The 25,396-nt window shown below is 26.9% G+C and carries 28 protein-coding genes and 1 pseudogene; 4 read left to right on the forward strand and 25 right to left on the reverse strand.

Annotated features, from left to right (window positions below; genetic code table 11):
- Nucleotides 1–151 precede the first annotated feature (151 nt).
- A complete protein-coding gene (locus tag H8891_RS05575; RefSeq protein WP_187005539.1) occupies nt 152–1,012 on the forward strand; it encodes a YitT family protein in 861 nt (286 codons plus the stop codon).
- Nucleotides 1,013–1,073: 61 nt separating this feature from the next.
- Entirely contained in the window at nt 1,074–1,484 is a 411-nt protein-coding gene (locus H8891_RS05580) for a lecithin retinol acyltransferase family protein (protein WP_187005540.1), read from the forward strand.
- Nucleotides 1,485–1,522: 38 nt separating this feature from the next.
- Here H8891_RS05580 and H8891_RS05585 read toward each other — a convergent pair whose 3' ends face one another.
- The 12 genes and pseudogenes from H8891_RS05585 to H8891_RS05640 all read right to left on the reverse strand — a co-directional run bounded on the left by H8891_RS05585 (nt 1,523) and on the right by H8891_RS05640 (nt 11,690).
- The gene (locus tag H8891_RS05585; protein ID WP_187005541.1) at nt 1,523–1,909 is read right to left on the reverse strand and encodes a hypothetical protein; all 387 of its coding nucleotides are present in this window, start codon (nt 1,907–1,909) and stop codon (nt 1,523–1,525) included.
- A gap of 170 nt (nt 1,910–2,079) precedes the next feature.
- Nucleotides 2,080–2,328 (reverse strand): annotated as a pseudogene (locus H8891_RS15690) (ABC transporter ATP-binding protein); the annotation flags it as partial.
- Between the two features lie 135 nt (nt 2,329–2,463).
- A complete protein-coding gene (locus tag H8891_RS05595) occupies nt 2,464–2,973 on the reverse strand; it encodes a TDE2712 family protein (RefSeq protein WP_187005542.1) in 510 nt (169 codons plus the stop codon).
- A gap of 424 nt (nt 2,974–3,397) precedes the next feature.
- On the reverse strand, nt 3,398–3,862 hold the full coding sequence (locus H8891_RS05600) for a tyrosine-type recombinase/integrase (RefSeq protein ID WP_187005983.1): 465 nt from the start codon (nt 3,860–3,862) through the stop codon (nt 3,398–3,400).
- Nucleotides 3,863–4,312, reverse strand: a complete 450-nt coding sequence (locus H8891_RS05605) for a tyrosine-type recombinase/integrase (protein ID WP_187005543.1) — start codon at nt 4,310–4,312, stop codon at nt 3,863–3,865.
- A 122-nt stretch (nt 4,313–4,434) separates the two neighbouring features.
- On the reverse strand, nt 4,435–6,063 hold the full coding sequence (locus H8891_RS05610; protein ID WP_187005544.1) for an ABC-F family ATP-binding cassette domain-containing protein: 1,629 nt from the start codon (nt 6,061–6,063) through the stop codon (nt 4,435–4,437).
- Between the two features lie 82 nt (nt 6,064–6,145).
- The gene (locus H8891_RS05615; RefSeq protein ID WP_187005545.1) at nt 6,146–7,162 is read right to left on the reverse strand and encodes a molybdopterin-binding protein; all 1,017 of its coding nucleotides are present in this window, start codon (nt 7,160–7,162) and stop codon (nt 6,146–6,148) included.
- Nucleotides 7,163–7,172: 10 nt separating this feature from the next.
- Nucleotides 7,173–7,748, reverse strand: coding sequence for a molybdenum cofactor cytidylyltransferase (gene mocA / locus H8891_RS05620; protein ID WP_187005546.1), 576 nt, complete (start codon nt 7,746–7,748; stop codon nt 7,173–7,175).
- A 2-nt stretch (nt 7,749–7,750) separates the two neighbouring features.
- Nucleotides 7,751–8,461: a selenium cofactor biosynthesis protein YqeC gene (gene yqeC, locus H8891_RS05625; protein WP_187005547.1), complete on the reverse strand. Its 711-nt coding sequence runs from the start codon at nt 8,459–8,461 to the stop codon at nt 7,751–7,753.
- A 15-nt stretch (nt 8,462–8,476) separates the two neighbouring features.
- On the reverse strand, nt 8,477–9,643 hold the full coding sequence (locus H8891_RS05630; protein ID WP_187005548.1) for a MalY/PatB family protein: 1,167 nt from the start codon (nt 9,641–9,643) through the stop codon (nt 8,477–8,479).
- A gap of 63 nt (nt 9,644–9,706) precedes the next feature.
- The gene (locus tag H8891_RS05635) at nt 9,707–10,360 is read right to left on the reverse strand and encodes a transmembrane-type terpene cyclase (protein ID WP_187005549.1); all 654 of its coding nucleotides are present in this window, start codon (nt 10,358–10,360) and stop codon (nt 9,707–9,709) included.
- 136 nt (nt 10,361–10,496) lie between these two features.
- Complete coding sequence (locus tag H8891_RS05640; RefSeq protein ID WP_147544095.1) at nt 10,497–11,690, reverse strand: pyridoxal phosphate-dependent aminotransferase; 1,194 nt, start codon at nt 11,688–11,690, stop codon at nt 10,497–10,499.
- A 249-nt stretch (nt 11,691–11,939) separates the two neighbouring features.
- On the opposite strand from H8891_RS05640, the gene H8891_RS05645 reads away from it, so the two are divergent.
- On the forward strand, nt 11,940–12,782 hold the full coding sequence (locus H8891_RS05645; RefSeq protein ID WP_187005550.1) for a sulfurtransferase: 843 nt from the start codon (nt 11,940–11,942) through the stop codon (nt 12,780–12,782).
- 76 nt (nt 12,783–12,858) lie between these two features.
- Here H8891_RS05645 and H8891_RS05650 read toward each other — a convergent pair whose 3' ends face one another.
- Together H8891_RS05650 and H8891_RS05655 are read right to left on the reverse strand one after the other, a co-directional pair.
- Nucleotides 12,859–13,149: a hypothetical protein gene (locus H8891_RS05650; RefSeq protein ID WP_147544093.1), complete on the reverse strand. Its 291-nt coding sequence runs from the start codon at nt 13,147–13,149 to the stop codon at nt 12,859–12,861.
- An 88-nt stretch (nt 13,150–13,237) separates the two neighbouring features.
- Nucleotides 13,238–14,044, reverse strand: a complete 807-nt coding sequence (locus tag H8891_RS05655; protein WP_187005551.1) for an aminoglycoside N(3)-acetyltransferase — start codon at nt 14,042–14,044, stop codon at nt 13,238–13,240.
- 183 nt (nt 14,045–14,227) lie between these two features.
- On the opposite strand from H8891_RS05655, the gene H8891_RS05660 reads away from it, so the two are divergent.
- The gene (locus H8891_RS05660) at nt 14,228–14,422 is read left to right on the forward strand and encodes a zinc ribbon domain-containing protein (protein ID WP_147544091.1); all 195 of its coding nucleotides are present in this window, start codon (nt 14,228–14,230) and stop codon (nt 14,420–14,422) included.
- A 36-nt stretch (nt 14,423–14,458) separates the two neighbouring features.
- On the opposite strand, the gene H8891_RS05665 is transcribed toward H8891_RS05660, so the two are convergent.
- The 11 genes from H8891_RS05665 to H8891_RS05715 all read right to left on the reverse strand — a co-directional run bounded on the left by H8891_RS05665 (nt 14,459) and on the right by H8891_RS05715 (nt 25,332).
- Nucleotides 14,459–16,723, reverse strand: coding sequence for a xanthine dehydrogenase family protein molybdopterin-binding subunit (locus tag H8891_RS05665; RefSeq protein ID WP_187005552.1), 2,265 nt, complete (start codon nt 16,721–16,723; stop codon nt 14,459–14,461).
- Nucleotides 16,724–17,173 (reverse strand): (2Fe-2S)-binding protein, encoded by a 450-nt coding sequence (locus H8891_RS05670; protein ID WP_187005553.1) that lies wholly within the window; start codon nt 17,171–17,173, stop codon nt 16,724–16,726.
- The gene (locus H8891_RS05675) at nt 17,167–17,958 is read right to left on the reverse strand and encodes an FAD binding domain-containing protein (protein ID WP_187005554.1); all 792 of its coding nucleotides are present in this window, start codon (nt 17,956–17,958) and stop codon (nt 17,167–17,169) included. The genes H8891_RS05670 and H8891_RS05675 overlap by 7 nt, the downstream gene beginning before the upstream one ends.
- A 118-nt stretch (nt 17,959–18,076) precedes the next feature.
- Nucleotides 18,077–19,318, reverse strand: a complete 1,242-nt coding sequence (locus H8891_RS05680) for a cation:proton antiporter (RefSeq protein WP_187005555.1) — start codon at nt 19,316–19,318, stop codon at nt 18,077–18,079.
- Between the two features lie 97 nt (nt 19,319–19,415).
- A complete protein-coding gene (locus tag H8891_RS05685; protein ID WP_147544086.1) occupies nt 19,416–20,765 on the reverse strand; it encodes a uracil-xanthine permease family protein in 1,350 nt (449 codons plus the stop codon).
- A gap of 193 nt (nt 20,766–20,958) precedes the next feature.
- The gene (locus tag H8891_RS05690) at nt 20,959–21,120 is read right to left on the reverse strand and encodes a hypothetical protein (protein WP_187005556.1); all 162 of its coding nucleotides are present in this window, start codon (nt 21,118–21,120) and stop codon (nt 20,959–20,961) included.
- A gap of 23 nt (nt 21,121–21,143) precedes the next feature.
- Nucleotides 21,144–21,326 (reverse strand): hypothetical protein, encoded by a 183-nt coding sequence (locus H8891_RS05695; protein ID WP_147544085.1) that lies wholly within the window; start codon nt 21,324–21,326, stop codon nt 21,144–21,146.
- Nucleotides 21,327–21,447: 121 nt separating this feature from the next.
- Complete coding sequence (locus H8891_RS05700) at nt 21,448–22,503, reverse strand: lysylphosphatidylglycerol synthase transmembrane domain-containing protein (protein WP_187005557.1); 1,056 nt, start codon at nt 22,501–22,503, stop codon at nt 21,448–21,450.
- Nucleotides 22,504–22,628: 125 nt separating this feature from the next.
- On the reverse strand, nt 22,629–23,273 hold the full coding sequence (locus H8891_RS05705; RefSeq protein WP_187005558.1) for a peptidylprolyl isomerase: 645 nt from the start codon (nt 23,271–23,273) through the stop codon (nt 22,629–22,631).
- A gap of 193 nt (nt 23,274–23,466) precedes the next feature.
- Nucleotides 23,467–24,501, reverse strand: a complete 1,035-nt coding sequence (locus H8891_RS05710; RefSeq protein WP_187005559.1) for an acyltransferase family protein — start codon at nt 24,499–24,501, stop codon at nt 23,467–23,469.
- Between the two features lie 18 nt (nt 24,502–24,519).
- The gene (locus H8891_RS05715; protein ID WP_187005560.1) at nt 24,520–25,332 is read right to left on the reverse strand and encodes an alpha/beta hydrolase; all 813 of its coding nucleotides are present in this window, start codon (nt 25,330–25,332) and stop codon (nt 24,520–24,522) included.
- Between the last annotated feature and the right edge of the window lie 64 nt (nt 25,333–25,396).

Consider the following 25,396-nt stretch of genomic DNA (forward strand, 5'->3'; position numbering starts at 1 on the left):
CAAAATATTATTTTTTCCTTATTTTCTCTATTTATCTATTATTAGAAATTATTCGAAAATTCCATCATAAGGAAATCATATTCCCAACACATACACAAATTTGTTATACTATATTTTGCGAAATTATAATAAATAGTGTGTGAGGTGTTATATGAAAGAAAATATTTTTAAAAAATTTTTATTTGAATCTATAGGATTAATTTTAGGATGTATTTTTATGAGTATAGGTATAAATATGTTTTTAAAACCTTATACTATAGCTCCTGGAGGACTTAGCGGTTTATCTGTAGTTTTAGGGAAGTTAACAGGTCTCCCTATATCGGTAGTTATGTTAGGAATAGGTATTCCTCTAGTAATATTTTCAATAAAGATATTAGGCATAAAAGATTCAATCAAAACCCTTATAGGCATGAGTATATTCTCAGCAATATTAAGTCTTACATCCAAACTATCTAATACACATGTAACTGAGGATGTATTATTATGTTCAGTATCTGGTGCACTTTGTTTGGGAGTTGGACTTGGAATTATTCTTAAAATGGATGCTTCAACAGGAGGAACAGATCTTATAGCTTTAATGCTAAATAAAATTTTTCCAAATATACCACTTTCTAAATTTATGATTATGTTAGATGGAATGGTTGTCATATCTGCAGGTTTAGCTAGCAAAAACTTAGAAACTGCACTTTATTCAGGTGTTGCACTTTATATTATAGTAAAAGTTGTAGATGCTATAGTTTCTGACTTTAACTATTCCAAAGCATTTATGATTATATCTAATGAACCAAATGCCTTAAGAGATGGTATTAATAAAGAAATTAAAAGAGGTGTTACTTTTCTTCAAGGCAAAGGGGGGTATACCAACGAAGATAAAAATGTATTATTAGTTGTTGTTTCTAAAAATGAAGAAGTTCATTTAAAGAAAGTCATTAAAAATATAGATCCTTCTGCATTTATAATTGTCACTGATGTTCATGAAGTTTTAGGTGAAGGTTTTAAAGCTATAGCTTAGCAACATTATCCTCTTAAAATCATAATTTATATTTATATACATGATTTTAGGAGGAATTTTTATGTCTAATGCTCAATATGGAGATTTAATTTTTGTTGATCATGGATTATATAAGCATTTTGGCATATATATAAACGATGATTGCGTTATACATTATGATGGTAAAATTGATGATAAGTTTCTAAGACATATGTGCATTCGTCAAACTAATATGGATAGATTTTTAGCTGGCAAAAATAGTTTTAAAGTATATAATGATAAAAATTGTAATATAACTTCCCGTGATGTAGTAAATAGAGCTAAATCACGTTTAGGGGAAAAAAATTTCAATTTAGTATTTAATAATTGTGAACATTTTGGATTATGGTGCAAAACTGGAATTAGTAAATCTAACCAAGTAGATTTATTAACACTACTACTAGTATTCGTAATTGTAGGAACAGACTACTATAATAAAAAAGGCAGAGATTAAATCTCTGCCTAAAATACTATATCATATCAAATTTAGATTTAAATTGAAGGATATTCTATATCAAAGAACAATAAAACTCTAGCTGTTTGAGCTCCTGAAAGAATTTGAACTGTTACAGCATTTAAAGCAGCTACAGAAATTGCTGCCTCATCATTTGCTTCTACAACTATATTTGAACCATCTACTACAAAATTTATAGTTGCTCTTGATAAATTTCTCAGGATTACTGTACCTCTTACAAAAGCAGTTCCTGGATTTGCTACATAAACTGTTTTAACTCCTGTTGTAGCAGTTGTTCTTAAAGTAAATTGTTCTTTAATAAATGAATCAGGATTACAACAAACACTACTAATCTTATTTTTTACATCATCCCAATCTGAATTAGTATTATCTTCACAACAAAATTTATTATAAAATTCACTCATTATTATATACCTCCTTAAATAGAACTAGTTATAACCAGCCCTTAATATATATAATATTCTTTATATATATTTTGTTTACACTATACCCCAATATTTTTATATTTTTTTACAAAACTTGACAAATAAAAAAGCACTACTTATTTTAAATAAGTTAGTGCTTTAAAGACTTCTTAATTACTTTTAGAATCTCCATACATTTCTTTTAATTGATTTTGTATGTCTTTGTTTTCTAAATACTCATCAAGAGTAGTTTTTCTATCCATTACTCCATTTGGAGTTATTTCTATTATTCTATTTGCAAGAGTTTGTATCATCTCGTGGTAATGAGAGTTAAATATTAATACTCCTGGGAACTTTTCTAAACCTTTATTTACAGAAGTTATAGATTCTAGGTCTAAGTGGTTAGTTGGGCCGTCTAAAGAAGCTATTAAAAAATCTAACCTTGTTAATCTAATAGATAAAAAGATTACCTATATAACCTTATGAATATTTAGGTAATCTTTTTTATTATATACACTTTTAATAAATTTATTTTAACTGTTTATCGCTCCTAGTTATATACTAAGAAGCTTTTCTTCTATATATTCCTTAAATGGTTTACCTGCTATTGTTACTGGGCCTTCCCCAAATAAATCTACTGTAATATTAAAGAAATTGATTATTAATTTATTTTCATCAATATAATATTCATCCATATGTCCTGGAATAAATATTACCTCATATTCTTCCTTACTTAATTTATCTTCCATATAGTCTAAATTAAGCTGCTTTACTGGTGCTATCATCATATTTGTAAATTCCAAATCTTCAAGCATCCACATATTTTTATTCCAGTATCTACTTTCCTTTTTTGTTGGTTTATTTAAAAGTTCTCTGTTTGACATTGCGGAAAGTACCTTTCTTACAGATTCCTTTGTAAAGTCTTCATCATATAGATATTTCATATCCGTTTGATCCGATAGTTCTACAAAAAATGAATCTGCTATCTTTTCCTTTTGATGTACTGAATCCCAAATATAAAGCATCATTTCTAAGATTTCACTTTTAATTACAATTTTAGCCAAGTTAAATCCCCCTTTTTTCTTTAAATATTTTTTTATCTGCGAACTACTCTCCACTTAAATTAACCTTCAGTTTCCGTTCCCAGCCCCCCTAATTGGCTTGTGAATAGAAACAACTCTGTATGTTTCATGCCTTAGTTTTCGCTCCACATACAGTTGGCGATTGGTTGAATATTTTACAGTTTTGAAAGTTCTACCATATTACCAGTATAGCACAAAATCAAGAACATTACCTCTTTCTATAATTTTCTAACCAATATTATACCATAATTTTACACTAAGTCTAAAAAATTAATAGCTTTATAAGTTATTTTGTATAAAGCTTAATACTATAAATAGTATTTAAAATCTACTATAATTTGTTCCAGTATTATTAGATTGAGTATAATTTTATATGCAAAGAGATATATGTAGTATAACATTTTATTCATCTTAAACTTTCAAGTATTGAACTTCCTTTAGCCATTTCTATAACATCGTCTTTAGTTAATCCTCGAAGATACTCCTCTGTTATACTTAAGTTACAATGACCTAATAACTTAGATACTAAATGTACATTCCCAGTATTCTTTAGCATCATTACTACGTAAGTATGTCTAAAATTATGTGGGTAAGCTTTTTGCTCAGGTATATTACAATCTTTACATACTCTATTAACAACCTGTCCTATATTTTGTTGCCACATTCTATTTCCACTTTTTGAAAGTATATAAAAATCTTCTATAATACTTTCTTTTTTTAATTTCTTAAAGTACTCTTCTTTAATTCTTTTGTATCTTCTCATTTGCTTTTCTAATAACTTGCTTATAGGTACTACCCTAGGTTTACTATTTTTAGTTACTTTAAAATAAACAAATCCATCATGTATATCAGATTCCTTGAGATAGCTCAGCTAATGGTTTCTACATCCAGTTTCTATCAAAAATGAAATTATTAAATTATCTCTTACATCTAAAAACTTTCTAGACCTCTTATTCCAATCTACTAGTCGTTTTACTTCCTCATTAGTAAATACTTCTATAATCTTTTTATCTTTTACTCTTTCTAGTTTTATGCTCATAGCTGGATTTTTTTTAATTATTTGTTCATCTATAAGGTAGTTAAACATTCCTCTTAATGCAGATATGTAAGTATTCAAAGTCTTTTGTTTTAGACCTCTTTCTTTATTAAATTGATGAAATGACTTAATATCAGATATACTTATTTTTTTCACATCTGTATTTTCTTTTATAAATTTACTAAATATATTTAAGGAATTTTTATAAGACCTTATTGTTTCTTTACTTGTATCTGTTATTTCTAATTTATCTATATACTCTGTTATTGCATCTATTAATTGCATAAAAAAATACCTCCTATATTTGAAAAAGTAGAACATAGACGTTCTTCATCTTATCGAATATAAAAGGTATTCCAAAACCTATATTATTAAGTTTTAATTTATTATATATACATTATTAGCAATTATTTTTTAGAGTCTCCGTACATTTCTTTTAATTGAGCTTGTATATCTTTATTTTCTAAGTATTCATCAAGAGTAGTTTTTCTATCCATTATTCCATTTGGAGTTATTTCTATTATTCTATTTGCAAGAGTTTGTATCATCTCGTGGTCATGAGAGTTAAATATTAATACTCCTGGGAACTTTTCTAAACCTTTGTTTACAGAAGTTATAGATTCTAGGTCTAAGTGGTTAGTTGGGTCATCTAAAACTAATACGTTAGCATTAGATAACATTAACTTAGATAACATACATCTAACTTTTTCTCCTCCAGATAAAACTTGAGCTTGTTTTAAAGCTTCTTCTCCAGAGAACAACATTCTACCTAAGAAACCTCTTATGAAACTTTCACTTTTTTCTTCTGAATATTGTCTTAACCAGTCAACTAGTGAATACTCTACACCATCAAAGTATTTATTGTGGTTTTTAGGAAGATAACTTTGAGAAGTTGTTACTCCCCATTTGAAATCTCCACTATCAGGAGTATCTTCACCCATTATTATATTAAATAATGTAGTTATAGCTATCTCATCTCCTAAGAATGCTACTTTATCATCTCTATCTAATCTGAAAGTTACATTATCTAAAACTTTAACACCATCTACAGTCTTAGTTAAATTGTTTACTTCTAAAACTTCATTTCCAATTTCTCTTTCAGGTGTAAATCCAACATATGGATATCTTCTTCTTGATGGTTGTATATCTTCTACTTCTAATTTTTCTAATTGTTTCTTTCTAGAAGTTGCTTGCTTTGCTTTAGAAGCATTTGAGCTGAATCTTGCGATGAACTCTTTTAATTGAGCTATTTTTTCTTCAGCTTTCTTATTTTGATCTTTAGCTAATTGTAATGCTAATTGGCTTGACTCATACCAGAAGTCATAGTTACCAACATACATTTGTATCTTACCAAAGTCAACATCAACTATATTTGTACATATTTGGTTTAAGAAGTGTCTATCATGTGATACAACTATTACTATAGAATCTTCTAAATCCATTATGAAGTTATTTAACCAATTTATTGATTGGAAATCTAAGTGGTTTGTAGGTTCGTCCATTATTAGTATTTCTGGCTTACCAAATAAAGCTTGAGCTAATAATACCTTAACTTTATCTCCACCCGTTAATTCTTTCATTTGCTTGTAGTGTAAGTCTTTTGTTATACCAAGACCCATTAATAATTTTTCTGCATTAGTTTCCGCATCCCATCCATCAAGTTCAGCAAATTCTCCTTCAAGTTCAGCAGCTTTTATACCATCTTCTTCAGAAAAATCTGGTTTCATATATAATGCATCTTTTTCTTTCATTATTTCATAAAGTCTAGTATGTCCCATTATAACAACATCTAAAACAGTATCTTCTTCGTATTTGAAGTGGTCCTGTCTAAGAACTGACATTCTTTCTTTTTCAGTTATAGATACACTTCCAGTATTTGCTTCTATATCACCAGCTAATATTTTAAGGAAAGTAGATTTTCCTGCTCCATTAGCTCCTATTATCCCGTAACAATTTCCTTTAGTGAATTTTAAGTTAACGTCTTTGAATAACTCTTTATCCCCAAATCTAAGACCAACATTAGTAACTTGTAACATTCGCTTATTTCCTTTCTAACTACTAAAATTTATAAAATTTTACAACTCTTCTAATAATATAATAAATTTATGACTTAGTCAACTACTTAGCAAAATTACAGGCTGGGTAAGTACAAACCTCACAGTTCATGCAAAGACCACCATGTCCATATCTTGCTATATCTTCTTTAGTTAATTTTTCATCTATTAATATTCTTGGAAGTATAACGTCTAAAACAGTTGTTTTAGAATACATTGCACACCCCGGTATCCCAAGTATGGTAGCATTTTTATTATAAGCTAATAAAAACATAGCTCCAGGTAGTATTGGAGATCCATAAGTTATTATATCTGCTCCAGACATCTTTATAGCAGCTGGAGTTAAATCATCAGGATCTACACTCATTCCACCTGTACAAAGTATTATTTCAGCACCTTGACTTAAAAAGTTATCTATAGCTTCTTTTATTATAAAAGTATCATCTGGACATATAATTTGTCCTAGTATCTCACAATCATAAGCTTTCATTTTTTCTTTCATGACAGGCCCAAATTTATCTACGATTCTTTTATGGTATACTTCATTTCCAGTAGTTACGATTCCTACTTTCTTTTTCTTAAAAGGAACTACATTTATTATTTTTTCTTCTCCTACAACTTCTTTTGCTTTATCCAATTTTTCTTGTTCTACCATTAAAGGTATTACTCTTGTTCCTGCAACCTTAAGCCCTTTATGAACTATATAATTATTATGAAGAGTTGCCATCATTATGTCATCAATACAATTTAACTTAAATAATTTTTCAACATCTACTTTTAAAAGTCCATCTACCTTAGATATAAAATCTATTTTACCTTCTTTTATTTCACTAAATTCTAAATTTTTACCAGCAGTTATATCTTTTAAAAATATAGCACCATCATTTTCATGAACCATACCTTCTTCTTTTTCAAAAACATATAAATGGTCTTTACCTAATGATAGAAGTTTTTTAATATCTTCTTCTTTTACTACATGTCCTTTTTTAAATGCTCTTCCTTTAAATTCTCCAGGTATTATCTGCGTTATATCATGACATAATACATGGCCTACAGAATCTACTGTCTTTATTTTTTTCATAACCCCTCCACTAACTGTTGTATATATTTATTAAGTTCTCATAATCTTTTTTAGTATCTATATCTAATAAAGTTTCTCTTTTTACATATATATATTTTATTTTATCATACTCACTTATTACTTTCTTACCTTTTTCGTCATTTTTTAACATTAGTAATTTATTTTTTAAGCATTTAGGAAATATAACTGGATTCCCTGTCTTATTTTCATACTTAGGAATTATTATATATTTATTGTTATCTTTAAAACATCTTATAAGATTATCTATATCCATTTTATTTAGCAGTGGTTGGTCTCCTACAAAAAACATATATCCCTCACATTCACTACTATTTTTTATTCCTAACTTTATAGATTCACTTTGACCTAAGTAAGCTTTTTTATTTAATACTGTTTTAAAACTATATTTACTTGCTATGCTTAAAACTTCTTCATATTGACTTACTACTATAATTTCTTTAAAATTACTTTTTTTCAATATATCTAAAGTATTTTCAATAATAGTTTTTCCTCTATACTCCAGTAATAATTTATTATTACCCATTCTAGTTGAAAAACCGGATGCCATTACTATTGCATTTATCATAATTATCCTTTCGTGTAATAATTTTTAATTAAGCTACCATATATTATTTTTATACTGTCATCTTCCTTTCTAATAAGTTTTATTAAATCTTTAGCTAAAACCTCTTTAAATCTATCATCAACCTTATTTATAAATAATATTTTTTCTCCTACTGAATTTTTAAATAAACCATCTTTATTTAAAATTATATTTTTAAGGTTTTCTAAGTTAACTTTATCAGTATAATTACCGCATATACTTAAAAATTTATCTAGCCTATGTATATTTTCATTATTTATATCCATATTAAATGAACTTATATCTACTATACCTATATTTTTAGTTGTCATGGGATGTACTAGTGGTTCATCCTCTCTCCATCCTTTTAGCTTTTTTCTTTTAGAACCATCACCTTCTATAAAACTTATATCAAATTTATTTAATATATTATCTAGTTCATTAAAATTTAAACCTACTACCTTTTTTTCTTTATTTATATATTTACCACAAAGAGTAATACCCTTATTAATAATAAGGGTATTACTCTCGTCAATTAATATAATATTATTGTAATCACTTTTCTTAGGTAAATATATCTTAGTTGTAGTAGTTAATAAAACTTTATAATCACTAGAGAATTCTTTAGTTAAATAGGTTATCAAAGAAGTTTTTCCTCCTGCTCCAACAACAGTTATAATATCTTTTTCTTTTATCTCTAGTAATTTTTTTAGCATATACTCCTCCAGTATTTATATAGCATCTACTGCTTCTTTAATTCTATTTAAAGCTTCTTTAATAGTTGATATAGGACAACCTATATTCATTCTCATAAATCCACTTCCACCATTTCCAAATCCTATTCCACTACTTAATGCTAATCCTGCTTTATCTATAAAAAATCTTGCTAAATCTTCATCATCTAGACCTAAATTTCTACAATCTAGCCAAGTTAAGAAAGTTCCTTCTTGTTTTATTACTTTAATCTTAGGTATATTTTCACTTATATATTTAACTACATAATTATAATTATTTTCAATGTAGATAAGAAGTCTATCAAGCCAAGACTCGCCTTTATTATATGCTGCTATTAAAGCTTCAGCACCAAGTACATTAGGTTCTGTTGAAAATAATTTTTTATATTCATTTCTCAAACTTTCATTAGTTATAATAGCATTTGATGTGTATAATCCAGCTAAGTTAAACGTTTTGCTAGGTGCTGTTAACGTAACTATATTATCTTTATAATATGGAGCTACTTTTGTTAAAGAATTATGTTTATATCCTTTAAATATCAAGTCAGAATGTATTTCATCACTTATTATAAATACTTTGTAGCTTTCACATATTTCTACTATTCTTTCAAGTTCCTCTAACGTCCATACCCTACCTATAGGGTTGTGAGGGTTACATAATATAAATACCTTAACCCCTGTAGCTATTTTTCTTTCAAATTCATTAAAATCTATCTCATATCTGTTATCATTTATTACTAATTCACTTTGAATTATATCACATTTATTTTCATTTAATACTCTAAAGAAAGAATGATATACGGGTGATTGTACTAATACTTTATCATTTTCTTTTACAAGAATTTTAAGTAAAAAGTTTATAGCTGTCACAACTCCAGGTGTATATACTATATCTTCTGTATTTATATCTAAATCGTGTCTTTTTTTCATCCAATTAACGACTGCTTCTTTATAACCTTTTACTGTATCGTATCCAAGATTTCCAGTTGATACTTTTTTAATTAAAGCTTTTGTTATTTCATCGCAAGTTTCAAAGTCCATATCAGCAATCCACATAGGAATTATATCATCTCTATCTGTATTAAAATTTTCTTTATATTTATCATATTTAACTGAATTTGTCCCTATTCGATTTACTCCCTTATTAAAAACTTCATTAGACATATAATTTCCTCCCCCAAAGCATATTTTATATATTTTAGATTTTATATTAATATGTCTAAATTTTCAATTGCATTTTCTATTAGAAATTTTATAAGTTAGATGTATATAAATTATGTCAAACACTTGAATTAACATTATAATAAGTAATTCTGTATTTGTTGATGGTAACATATTAGAAAATTTTAAAATAGCTATAGCTAAAGTTCCAATCCACTTAAAGATTGCTATAAATATTGATTGACCTAAAGTATTTCCTCTATTTAAAATCATGTTGACAAATAATATAGACATAATTAAATTTTGTAAGTTTGCAATAAATCCTGATGCTTGAACTATACTATTTTCATATAAAATTGAAATATCATTAACAAATAAAATTATAAATATTATTAAAAATAATATATCTAGTATAGCAAATATATTTAGTTCTTTCTTAGTTATAAGATTTTTATATTTTAAATTTTCATATCCATATTTAAAAAATGTATATAATATTATTAAATCAAGAATTAACCATAAAATGAACATAATTCTAGCCATTAGTAAATTTTCTGGTGGATATATAAAGCTAAATGTAAATTCCCAAGCTAAATTAAGAGCTAATGCAAATAAAGGCATTCCGCAAGTTTTATCTTTAAAACTTTTATAGATTATTATTATATAAGTCATAATCCAGAAAATACCACATGATAATTGTAAAAATAGTTCAATATTCAAAAAATCACCCCATATCAAATCTATTCAAAAAATGAATTCTTATACACAATCAAATTGTATAAGACACATATTTTGTTATATCATAGTATTTTCCTATATTAAAAAGACTTATACAAATGTATAAGTCTTTTATAATTTATTTATTTAAATTTAAGTAAGCTTCTAATCCTTCTTTTAATATCTTAGCTGCTTTAGATAAGTCTTCTTTATTTAGTATGTAAGCAAGTCTTATCTCATCAACTCCAAGACCTTCTGTTTTATAGAATCCTTCTGCTGGACAAGGCATTACAGTTTCTCCATCTATTTCGAAGTCACTTAACATCCATTTAACAAAATCATCAGCACTTTTTACTGGTAATTTAGCAACTATATAAAATGCCCCTGTTGGTTTTTTACATATAACTCCAGGTACTTTTATAAGCTCATTATATAATACATCTCTTCTTTCTCTATACTCTTCATTTACTTCTTTTAAATAAGAGTTTGGAGTTTTATAAAGTTCTACTGCTCCCACTTGCTCTAATGTAGGAACTGATAATCTAGCTTGGCAAAGTTTTAATATTTCGCCCATAAATTCTTTATTTTTAGAAGCTAGCGAACCTATTCTAGCTCCACATGCACTATATCTTTTAGATACACTGTCTACTATTATAACTCTATCTTCTACTTCTTTAACATTACCTAAACTAGTATATTCACCTTCATAAACAAACTCTCTGTAAACTTCATCTGCTATTATCCATAAATCATTTTCCTTAGCTATATCAGATATCATTTTTATCTCTTCTTTAGTGTAAACTACTCCAGTTGGATTTCCTGGATTTGAGAATAATATAGCACGAGTATTTGAATCTATCTTAGATACGATTTCCTCTTTAGCAGGTAAGTGGAATCCGTTTTCTGCAAGTGTAGTTATAGGTTTTATTTCAACTCCAACTGCATTTGCAAAGCTGTTATAGTTTGAGTAAAATGGTTCAGGTACTAATATGTTATCCCCTTCATTACATAATGTTATCATAGTGAAAAATAAAGCTTCACTACCACCATTTAATATTAATATATCTTCTATATCAAAGTTTATATCGTATTCTTTATAATACTTTTGTATAGCTTCTCTAAGTTCTGGTAACCCTTCTGATAAAGCATACTCTAATACGTTTTCCCTGTCATTAGATATAGCTTCAAAAAAGTTTTCTGGAGTCTTTATATCTGGTTGACCTATATTTAAATGATATACTTTTTTTCCTTGTTTTTTAGCTTGTGCTGCATAAGTTAATAGCTCCATTATAGTTGAAGCTTCTACTGATTTTATTCTTGAAGAAAATTTCATCTCTTAACCTCCTAATTGTCACGAATAGTATTTTGCTGTATTTAGTATACAAGGTTTCTTTTCTTGTAAACATTCTAACATATTATTCCAATAAGTTAAACGTTTTTTTAGAAATCTAAAAAAGTTATTATTTTCAGTATTTTAAGTAAATTTTATAATGTATTGAAATTTCTTCAATCTAAGTATATATTAATTAGGTAATGATATGAAAACCATTACCTAATTAATATATACTTAGGAGGAAATTTTATGACAAACTTAGTTAATGCTAAATGGTTGAAAGAAAATTTAAATAATGAAAATTTAGTTATAGTCGATTGTAGATTTGATTTAATGGATAAAGAATATGGAAAAAGAAGTTATGAAAAAAATCATATAAAAGGTGCAGTAAGAGTAGATTTAGAAACTGAACTATCTAGCGAAGTCAAAGCTCATGGTGGTAGACATCCAATCCCAGGTTCAGAAAGCTTAAAAAATACATTTGAAAACTTAGGTATAAATAATGATTCTTTAATAGTTTGTTATGATGAAGGTGATTTAGCTGGTCCTTCTAGATTATGGTGGATATTAAAGTATTTAGGCCACAGTGAAGTCTATGTATTAAACGGTGGAATAAATGAGTTTATAAAAATTGGTGGTATTACTGATGATAAAATACCCGAGATTAAAAAAGGTTCTTTTGAAGTTAGGGTAAATGACTCTATGAGAGTTGATATGAATTATGTAAAAGAAAGATTATATAAAGATGATGTAGCTATAGTTGATTCTAGAGAGCATAAAAGATATTTAGGAGAGTTTGAACCAGTTGACAAAAGAGCAGGTCATATTCCAAGTGCCTTAAATTACTTCTGGATGGATATATTAGATAAAAAAGATGATAGTTTTAAATTAAAATCTGTAGATGAATTAAAAAAACATTTTAGTAAATTAAATGATTATAATGAAGTTATAGTTTACTGTGGTTCTGGTGTAACAGCTTGCCCTAATAGTTTAGCACTTAGTGAGGCAGGTATTAAACATAAGCTTTATACTGGTAGTTTTAGTGACTGGGTAAGCTATGATGATAATAAAGTTAATACTACAGAAATATAAAAAATAAATAAAAGCTATACGAAAATCTAATCTTTCGTATAGCTTTTATTTATTTTTTATTAGATTTATATAATATTTAAACTTTTAATGCTTCTCTTTGTGCATCCTTTTTATCCATATATTCATTTAACTTTTTTTTAGCTATATATTCTATATCTTCATAACTCATATTATTTTGTTTATTTTTCACTATATCTAAACCTATTTCAAGTAATTCTTTATCTGTAAATTTATTTTGTATATATTCTTCAATTCTAGGTATATCCTTATTTTCTATATTTTTATAAACTTTAGTCATTGCAACAAGACTATTAATTAAATTGAAATCATCCACTATACTTAGTTTACTTAAATCTATATTTTTCATTAATATCCCCCCATTTCCCTATATTATTATAAGTATAACATAAATTTAACCATTTCTATATCTTAATTCCCATAATTTTCATAATCTTTTAACTTTTTTGCGATAAAAATTTTGTTGCAAAATCTACACATTCTCTTTGAGAAAATAGCTTACAATTAGCATTGCCTATTTTATAATTTACAACTTTATAATTTTTTTCAAATAACTCTCCTATGTACCCAAAACCATCAGAATCTAATTCCAAGTCATAAAACTCTTTCCAAACTCTTTTACCATTCTCAACTATAGGAGCTCCAGATATAAATTTTTCTCTACATTCACTTCTATATTCACTTAAATGAAACGATGTATTGTTATCATATGGTACTCCAAGTAATAATACATATGAATCTAAATCATATAGTCTAGCAATTGGTGAATTTTCTGACAATCCATATTCCAAACTATGATTTTCAATTATAAAATTTTTATCCTTGCCATAAGCACTAAATGATACTTGTGGATGGTGACTTCTCTTAACTCCTTCATATTTAATAAAAGTCTCGGCTATTATTCCCATACCTCTACATGGAGTTGTTTTTGGGTTAAATGCTGGCATCTCTTCTCTAATAATTTCATACCATTTTTTTGGTACTTCAGGATTACACCAATAAGAAGGCTCAGAGTAATCTCCACTATGACTAGGCATAACTATATTTCCATCTTCTCCTATAACCTCTATAAGTGCATCTATAACAGCTATAGGACCTCCACAAACCCACCCTATAGAACTAAGTGATGAGTGAACTATTATAGTCATCCCTTTTTTAATACCCATACTTTTAAAATCTTTTATCAATGAATTTTTAGTGTATGCTCTATGACTTGACTTAACTACATCATGTTCTCTACTCATAATATCCCTCTTTTCAATTTATATAAAATTAAATTTGAAAATATGTATTTATTAGAATTTTATATACTACAAATTTATCTACAATCCTCTATTTTATCTTTTAATTATATGTAACTATATTGAAACCAATTACACAAATATATAGTTTATAATTATTTTAACAATTATTTAGGGGGTAATCATATGAAATGTCTAAGATGTAATACTGAAATTAAATTCTTAAAAGAGTATAGATTTGATTCACAAGAAGCTAATAGAGGTTTTTTAAAAGCTATATTTGATGTGGAAGAGCACTTAATGTTTGAAATATATGTATGCCCTAAGTGTAAGCATACAGAATTTATATATACAGGTAAATCTACTTGGATTGACTGTTAATAAAAAAGTTAGGATATATATCCTAACTTTTTTATATTATTTATGCATTCCTAAAAATACTTTCTCAGGTGTTATAGGTAGTTTATTTACCCTAACTTTGCAAGCATTATAAACAGCTTCTTGTATAGCTGGTAATGGTGTATTTATAACTACCTCTCCTACAGATTTAGCTCCAAATGGACCTGTTGGCTCATGAGTTTCTACAAAATCAACTATTACATTACCAACATCACATCTAGCAGGTATTTTATACTGCATAAATGTATTTGTATCCATTTGTCCGTTATCCGTATGTCTAACTTCTTCAAACATAGCCATTCCTATACCTTGAACTATTCCACCTTCAACTTGAATTTTAGCTAATTTTTTATTTATAACTGTTCCGCAATCTACAACTGCTACATAATCTAATATCTTATATTTTCCTGTTTCTATATCCATTTCAGTTTCAACAAATCCTGCTATAAAAGGTGGTGGAGACACTTCACTTCCATGAGAAGCATAACCTATTAATTGCTCTTTTTCTGGGCCAACTGTAAAGTCAACAGCTATATCAAACACAGATATTTTATTGCATTCACTGTGCACATACTCTCCATCAAATTCAGCATATTCTTTATCTATGCCCAGTCTTTTAGCTCCAACTTCGATTATCTTTTCACGAAGCTTAGTAGCTGCTTTAACAACTGCCATACCTGTTACATATGTAGTAGATGATGCATATGAACCTGGATCATATGGAACTACATCAGTGTCTGCCGATATAACATTTATTTTCTCCATAGAAGTTTCAAGTATTTCACAAGCCATCTGAGAAAGTATTGTGTCACTTCCCGTTCCCATATCTGTTGATCCTATTAATAATGTATAGTTTCCATCATCATTTAACCTAATTTCTGCACTGGCAGTATCTATTCCTGCAATACCAGACCCTTGCATAGTTAGCGCCATTCCTACACTTCTAATTTTGCCATTATTCATTTTTTTAGAAGGATATTTTTCATCCCATTTTATAAGTTCTTTACCTTTTTTTATACAATTTACTAAATCTACACTATTTAATGTTTTATTATAAGCAAAACTAGTTTCCCCTTCTTTAACTATATTTTTAAGTCTTATTTCAGTTGGATCCATATTTAACTTATGAGCTAAAACATTTATAGTTGATTCTACAGCAAAACATCCTTGAGTTGCACCATAACCTCTAAGTGCTCCAGCTGGCATTTTGTTTGTGTATACTACATTACCTTTAAATCTTGATGCAGTTAACTTATTATACATTGGCATAGTTTTTTCTCCAACTAAACCAAATGTAGTTGAAGCATGTTCTCCATATGCTCCTGTATCAGATAATGCATCTATATCTATAACTTTTATTACTCCTTCTTTAGTAGCTCCCATTCTTACAGTTAATTTCATTGCATGTCTACTTGTAGAGCAGTTAAAAGTTTCTTTTCTATCATATATTAATTTTGCAGGTTTACCTGTCTTAAGCGTTACTATAGCTGAGAATATTTCAACACAAGCAGTTTGCTTACCACCAAATCCTCCTCCTATTCTCGGCTTTATAACTCTTATTTTACTTGAAGGTATATTTAAAGCTCTAGATAGATGTCTTCTTACATGAAATGGAATTTGAGTAGAACTAACTACTACTAATCTGCCATTATGATCTAAATAGTTATATGCTCTATAAGTTTCCATCATAGCATGGGCTTGAGCTTGAGTATAATATGTTTCTTCAACTACTAAATCACATTTTTCTAATTCTTCTTCTATATTACCTTTTTCATATAAGTGTTTTGCCACTATATTTCTTGTTCTTTCCATACCTATATCAAAATTACAGTGGACATCTTCATCATGTACTACTACTTCATTATCTATAGCTTTTTCCATATCTATTACAGGTTTTAATACTTCGTATTCAACCTTTATCATTTTCATAGCTTTTACAGCAGTTTTTTCATCTATTGCCGCAACTATAGCAACTTCATCTCCAATATATCTAACAGTATCTTCAAGTATTAATCTATCATAAGGAGATGGTTCTGGATAGGATTGTCCTGCTAGTGTAAATCTATTATTGGGAACATCTTTATACGTTAAAACACATTCAACTCCATCTATTTTTAATGCTCTTGAAGTATCTATATTTTTTATTTTTGCATATGCATGTGGGCTTCTTAATATTTTCACTACTAAAGCATCTTTAGATGCTAAATCGTCAGTATAAACTGGTTTTCCTGTAGCTATAGCCATTCCATCTATTTTATGTATTCCTTTTCCAACTATTTTCATTTACTTTACCCCCAGATATCTTTTGATTGCTCTTAATTGTCCCATATACCCTGTACATCTACATAAATTTCCAGTTAAGTAATGTATTATCTCTTCTTCTGTAGGATTGTTAAGTTCTTCTTTCATAGCTAAAACTGTCATTATAAATCCTGGCGAACAAAAACCACATTGTTCTGCGCCTTCATTAACTAAAATTTCAGCAAATTCACTAGCTTCTTTTTCTAATCCTTCTATAGTTGTTATCTCTTTATTTAAAGCTCTAACTGTTAATGTTGCACAAGATAATGTAGGTTTTTTATCTATCCAAATAGAACAAAGCCCACAACATCCTGTATCACAACCTCTTTTTACACTTAAGTTCCCTAGTTTTCTTAAGCTATCTACTAAATACTCTTCTGGCTCTATATCAAGCTTTCTTAATTTTCCATTTACTTCAAGTTCTACTAGCATTTTGTAACCTCCATGATTGCTCTTTTAACTAATACTTTACTTATTTGTAGCCTATATTCTTTTGATGCTCTCATATTAGAACCAAATCTAATTTCATCTACCATCATATCTAAAGCAATATCAATATTTTTATCATTTATTTCGTTGTTTGATAAAAATCCACTAGTTTTTATTGCTACTTTAGCTCTTTGTGGTCTTGCACCTACACATATTTTAAAGTTATTGTCTATTTTAGATACAGACACATTAAGTATTGGATAATCACTTTTAGCATTTCTCATAGATTTATACACTGCTTTTTTATTATTTTTCTTTATGTATATTTTAGTTAATATATCTTTTTCATATTCTTTATTTAAAAACTCATCTAAAGATATCCTTCCACCTTTATAAGTTTCAACTTCTGTGTCTAAGCAAAGTAGTGCTACTATTAAATCAGAAAAGCCATACTTTGAGAATACACTCCCACCTACTGTTACTACATTTCTAAATTGAACCCCAATTATATCTCTAACAGCATCTTTTAATATACTAAAATTATTATTTATAATATCACTAGTTTCTAAACTTCTAAGTGTAGTCATAGAGCCTATTTCCACAAATTTGTCATCTTCTCTTATATAATCTAGATTTAAATTTGAAAGTTCTATACCTGTCCCTATTCTTTTATTACCCATTCTTAAAAAAGCTGTTCCTCCAAGAATTTGATTAGTCTTTCTTTTAACTAATATTGAGTAGGCTTCTTCTAATGTGCTTGGCTGTACTATTTCAGTAAGTGTAAACATACTCTTCCTCCCTCTTAATTGTCCATTTTATATATATAATTTTTCATTAATTATAACATACTTAATACTTTTCCTTATATATTTGATAAAACAAATATATAAGGAAAAATTTATATATTTACTCATTATCTAATTCTAATAACCCTAATTTATTTGCTATATATTTAGTAGTACTACCTTGAATTATTAATGTTATTAATATAGTCATAAATACAACTGATGATATTACTTCATATCCTGGTATTTTCATAGATGTAATTATACCACAAAGTGCTGCAGGAATTACCCCTGTTTCTCTTACCCACATCATAAATAAAATTTCTTTTTTACTCCAATTGGCATTTTTATCAAATATCGTACATAGTATTACACTGACAGGTCTAACTATAAAAATAAGACATATAACAGAAACTACAGATGGAACAAAATATTTTATTAAAATTTGTAAGTCAACTTGACTACCCAATATTATAAAAATCATCATTCTACAAATAGTTCCTAATGTTTCTACAACATGTACATCTGCATCATATGATTTTTGAGTTAACCATATATTAAAGTTTTTCTTATTTCCATTTATAATACCAACTATAAAACATGACATATACCCACTACCACCTAATTTAGTAGATAACTCATATGAAATTATAACAGATATTATTGAAATTATAGGAGCAAAGTCTTTTAATATGCCATAAGGTTTATCATTTACTAGCTTCAATAATAAAATTCCTGTCATTATACCAATTATTATTCCTACAATAACCATCGTACTTAAACTATATAAATTTTCTTTAATTGAAAATTTTCCAGATAATATTATAGCTAGTACAGCAGATGTTAATATCGCTCCTGTTGCATCATTAAATGCAGACTCACTTATAACAGTTTGCTTAACCTTGTCTTTAATTTTAATACTATTAAAAATTGGTACTAAAGTAGCAGGATCTGTAGATGCAATTATAGCTCCTGATAATAATGCAGTCATAGAACTTACTTCAAATGTTAATCCTACTACTTCTTTCATCATAAAGGTAGAAACTATTACTCCTAATGTAGATAATAACAATACTGTTATCCTAACATTTTTCAATACTTTTAAGCTGATTTCTTTTCCTCCTAAATATAAAATAAATGCAGATCCAAAGGTAAGTATTAATTGATTTTCAATTTGGTATGCACTTATATCTATAAATTTGAAAACTGACGGTCCTATAAATATACCTGCAATAAGAAATAATACTACATCAGGTATATTTATTTTTTCACTTAACTTACTACATACTATTCCCGTCATAGCAACTATTGAAAATAATATTAGCAAATTATTACTAGCTATAGTATGAATAGATGTTTCCATAAAAAACCCCCCTAAAATTTATTTTTACTTAAATATATGAAATAAATTTTAGGAGGTTCGTTAATATTATTTTACAATTTAACGTTTAAACTTTATTTTATGAAACTTGTGTATTAGAATTTCCAACTTCTATTTTCGTTTTTAATTCTGTATTTTCTTTAGGTAATACTATATTTAAAAGTATAGCTATAATAGCAACTACTATAAGTCCCGAATCTCCAAATATAAGTTTTATAGATTCTGGCATTTTAGATAATACATCAGGAACTAAAGATAATCCAACCCCAATACCTAGTGCTACTGCAACTATTGTACTATTTCTGTTATTCAAAGGCTCTGATGTTATAAGCTTTATTCCACTTACTGCAATCATAGCAAACATCATTACACTTGCCCCTCCTAATACACTTGATGGCATTAAAGATATTATAGCTCCAAATTTAGGAAATATTGCAGCTAGTATTAAAAATATAGCTCCTGTTGCAACTACATGTCTATTTATAACTTTAGTCATAGCTATAAGTCCTACATTTTGCCCAAATGATGTAGTTGGCATAGAATTAAATAGTGCTGATATCATACTTCCAAATCCATCAGCCATTACTCCTCCTGATATTTCCTCATCCTTAGCATCACGTCCTATTCCAGAATGAGCTATAGCTGTTATATCTCCAACAGTTTCAACCCCTGATACTATAAACATACATACAAATGCAAATATAGCATCTATATGAAATTCAAACCCAAATTGTAGTGGTGTAGGTATAGAAACTAAAGACATTTGTGATATTTGAGAAAAATCTATTTTACCCATAGGTATAGCTACTATATATCCTACTAAAAGTCCTATTAATATTGATGCAATACTAGTTATCCCTTTTGTATACTGCTTACAAAATAACACCGTTATCAATACTATGCTTCCTAACAATAAGTTAGACATAGATCCAAAATCACTTGCTCCAACCCCGCCTGCGAAATAATTAATTCCTGTAGGTAGTAAAGATATTCCAATTGCTAATACTACAGTACCTGTTACAACTGGAGGGAAAAACTTTCTTATTTTTTTTACATATGTACCAAATAATATCTCAATCATACTTCCAGCTAAACAAGCCCCTAATATACCTTCATATCCATATTTACTTCCTACTGCAGTTGCAACTGATACAAACCCAAAACTAGTCCCCATGACTATAGGAAGTTTTGCTCCAAATGGACCTATCCTATAACATTGAACTAATGTTACCAATCCCGATACTAACATAGCACATTGAACCAGCATAGTTTTATCTTCTAAACTAAGACCAAGAGCTCCAGAAATTATTATTAGTGGTGTTACATTTCCAACAAACATTGCAAGCACATGCTGTAACCCTAGTGGTATAGCCTCTTTTAATCTAGGCCTACCGTCTAATTGATAGATAACTGAATTTTTATCATTCATAAATTAATTTCTCCCCCTTATTTATCGTATATTAATAGTCAATTCAATAATTAATATTCGTATTTATAAGTTAATTATAACAGTTTTTAAGTTTTTATCAATATAAAATACGAATTTTTTTCTATTTTTTTAATAAATAGTACGGATTTAAATTAAAAAGCTCTTACATTATAAATATGTAAGAGCTTTTTATCTATTTTTTATTGTTTATATTGATTTTTAAACTTTTACTAACATGTTCTTTTATGTTATTTTTACTTATTATCTCATTTATAGATGAACTATTACTTAAAATATCTTTTGTATATTGTAAAGCATCATCATATTGTCCTTTTTTAAATCTATTTTCTGTCATATGCTTCACTCCTTAAAATTGATTTAGCATGGAGGAAAAAAATTCTTACTTGCTAATCTATTTCCTAATATATCTGCTATCTTTTTATTTTGTGATATTTCATTTGCTATTTCTTCTGTACTATTGTTTTCTTTTAATAATTCTTTTACTTTTACATTATTATCTATTTCTTCTTTTTTTATATCAACATTTTTTTTATTGGACATATAATTACCTTCCTTTTTATATCATTTAATACTAGAATGTCCATATGATGTTTATTTTAAACTTATAATTTTTTCTATATTTAAAAAGAAAAGTATTTTTAAATACTTTTCTTTTTAAATATTAATATATATATTTACTATAACTTGCCTTGCATTTTTTCATTTTATAATGAATTATAATCGTACATATACCACAAAATAGTAATATAAAGTAATATACAAATATTCCATATACAAATACAGAATACCCTATTAAGTCTTTTGGGAATATACCTTTAAAAATTGTAAAAAATACAATTTCATTAGCTCCTACATTTCCAGGAGTTGGAACTGGTGATACAGCCATATATAAAAAAGCTTGTAGTGCTACCATTTGTATAAATGATGCTGACGTTAAGTTAAAAGATTTGTATATACAATAAGCTATACTAAAGTGGAAAGTTAATTGAATAATAGTAAGCGTTAATGCTTTTATTAAATTTTTTTTGTCTTTTAAAAATAGCCTCACAGAATAATAGTATTCATCTATAAATTTATCAATATTATTTCTTTTATTTTCTAATTTTTTTAAAATCTTTATTTTTTTTAATATGTCTAAAATTAAATTAACTATAAATTTAGTTTTTTTAGGATTATATATTATTAAAAATCCAAAGCTTAGCATTATTATATTCATAATCATTCCTGTAGATATCAATAACATTATAGAATTCATTTGATTTTTTAAATAAATACAATTTATAAGTAATAATATCCCCGTATATACAGTGACTATAGTTTGAAACACTACAGTCTTATTAACTATCACAGCTATTGCTTTACTAATAGGTACGTTGAATTTATTAAGTACATAAACTTGCATAGGTTGACTTCCAGATGCTAATGGAGTTACTAAGTTGTAATATAAACCTATTGTTCCAACCTTAAATCCTAAAAATTTACATTTTGTATTGTGTATAGAATTTAATATTATTTTTATAATATATCCTTCCAATAATATATATAATAAAACTAATCCAAATCCCAATAATATGTATTTAAAATCTATTATTTTTATAATATCTGGTAATATACTTATGTCTAATGTAGTTGATACAATATAAGTAGTTAATACTATTAAAAATAATAAAAAGGTATATTGTAATATATCTTTTTGTCTTTTACTTAATATATCCATACTATTTCTCCTAATAATTTAAATTATTCTTCTATAGTATACTATTTATCAATGTATTTTCAATACTTTTTCGTTTTACTTATATTATTAAATAAAACAAGGGCATATAAAATGCCCTTGTTTTATTATTTTATTTTTTCAGCTTTTTTGTAATTAATTCCTTTTGTGTCAACTCTTATACTTTCTATAACAATATTTTTAATTGGTTTCTCTTGATCACTAACTTTTACACTTTCTATTTTATCTACTACATCCATACCCTTTATAACTTTTCCAAAAGCAGCATATTTCTTATTTAAACTTGGTGAATCTTTAGTTACTATAAAAAACTGGCTACCTGCTGAATCTGGATGTTGACTCCTAGCCATAGACAACACTCCTCTTTCATGTTTTATATCATTTTTAAATGCATTGTCTTCAAACTCTCCTTTAATAGAATATCCAGGTCCACCGATTCCAGTTCCTTCAGGATCTCCACCTTGTATAACAAAATTTCTTACTACCCTATGAAATATCAAACCGTCATAAAACTTATTATTTGCTAATTCTATAAAGTTATTTACAGTATTAGGTGTTAAATGAGGATATAATTCAGCTTCTATGATTCCATAGTCTTTTACTTTTATAGTAGCTATGGGTAATTCTTTGGGAGGGTCTAGAGGTTCATTCGTAGCTTCTTTACTACTTATAGACTTCTTAGAACATCCTATCATTAAACCTAAAGTCACAATAGATATAGCTATTATAATTGTTTTAATTATTTTTTTCATATGATTCCCCTTTATTTACGATTTATCTTATATTTTGAATATTATAACACTTCTACTTTTTATAATCTATACATTATGTATATTTTTAAATTTACTGTCTAAACTATAACTAGTTATATTGCATTTTAATAACTTAGCATTTATCATTCTCCTTTTATAAGACGGGTATTTACCCGTCTATTATTTTTGATATTTATATTTTTACAAATTTATAATATAAACTTTTTATTAAACTTAAAATATATCCAAATATATTATTAATAGGATTAAATATAAAATCATATATTTTTTTTACAAATTCCAATGATAGTATAGCAAATATTATAACTGGACTTATAAGTATTATAATATTTGAAATTAAATTAATATCCCATCTCGGTATGATTCCTAATACAATTACAATTAAATATATATGAAATACATATACATTCATGGTGTTTTTACCATATTTACTATAAAAAACCTTCTTAGATGGCATTAAACTTATTACTCCCACACTAAGTATAATCGAAGATATATATAATATAATTCTTGATATAATGCCTTCAAGCACACTAAGATTATTAGTGTCATATGCATGAGAATTGTATAAAAATTTATAATCTATTATTTCATATTTTGCTATATACATAGCTATTATTATAAATATAATAACTATAAAACTCCCAATACCTTTATTAATATTATTTATTTTTTTAAAATAAGTTTCATTTGTGTAATACCCTATAAGAAAAAATGGTAAAAATACTATAGTCCTAGATAGTGATAAAAAATCTTCGCCCATCTTATCTAATCCTATCAATAATCCTAATATAAAACTAATAGGAATTATAAATTTTATATTTGTTATATATTTAAGTGATAGCCTCCAAAAAAACAAGCTAATTAGATACCATAAAGTCCATCCTGGATATACTATAGAAAACATATTTATTCCTGTAGCTAAATATACTCCAATATACCAAAGTGTATTAAAAAATATATAAGGTATTAAAAGTTTTCTAACTATATCTTCATTAGATTTTGTACTTTTTTTAGATAAGTACCCAGATATAAATACAAATAGTGGCATATGAAATATATAAATATATATATATGCACCTCTTAATATGTAATTTTGATTTATGTAGTATTCTATTGTATGCCCAAATACAACTGCAAATATCAAGATAACTTTTAAATTGTCTACAAGATAGTTTCTATTTTGTATATTTTTATATTCTTTCAATTTTATTGCCCCTTTTCTCTAGTTTAAAAAGTCTAAAATTATCTTCGACTCTTTACTCTCATTCCCTCTTATTATATTTAAAATATTACTATGATACATATTATCTAATAGAACTAATCTAGTTAATTTTGAATTATTAATTTTTTCTATGAAACTAATAGAACACTTAGGGTTTATTAGGGTATCTTGTTTTCCATGTATGCAAAGTACAGGTATTTGTTCATCGCCTTTAATCAAATTAATTGGATTCTTTAAATTAAAATCTTTATTATTTATATAATTTTTTATAATTGCCTTAGCATATCTTTGAGTACATTTACTAAAATCTAATACCCCTGATATAGATACAAACTTTTTAAATATATTTCTATCTATATTATATTTTTTATGAAAACATCTATTAAACACTAGATTAGCTGCAAGCTCTCCTCCTGCTGAAAATCCAACAACATATATCTTATCTCTATTTCCTTTAACATATTTATTGCTTAGGAAATGCTTAAACCCTTTAAATATATCCTCTATTTGTGATGGGTATGTAAAATATGGAACAAGCCTATATGAAATTAAAACTACATTATATCCCTTTTTATAAAAAAATTTTCCAACATAAGAATACCTTCTAGGGCTACCATGCCACCAACTACCACCATGTACAAAAAATATTATAGGATTATTTTCCTTATAATTAAAAACCCTATAATATTGTCTTTTATGGTTTCCATATTTTATATCTTCACTAAATATATCTCTATCCTTTAGATTTGCTTTTACAGTATTGTATATTAAAGGAAATTTAAATAAATTTTCTTTTATTCGATACATATTCATAGTTTGTTTATCTCCTAATTAATTTATATTAAGAAATGTCTCAAATATTTGAGACATTTCTATA

The sequence above is a fragment of the Paeniclostridium hominis genome, from assembly GCF_014306135.1.
In the GTDB taxonomy this organism is placed as follows: domain Bacteria; phylum Bacillota; class Clostridia; order Peptostreptococcales; family Peptostreptococcaceae; genus Paraclostridium; species Paraclostridium hominis.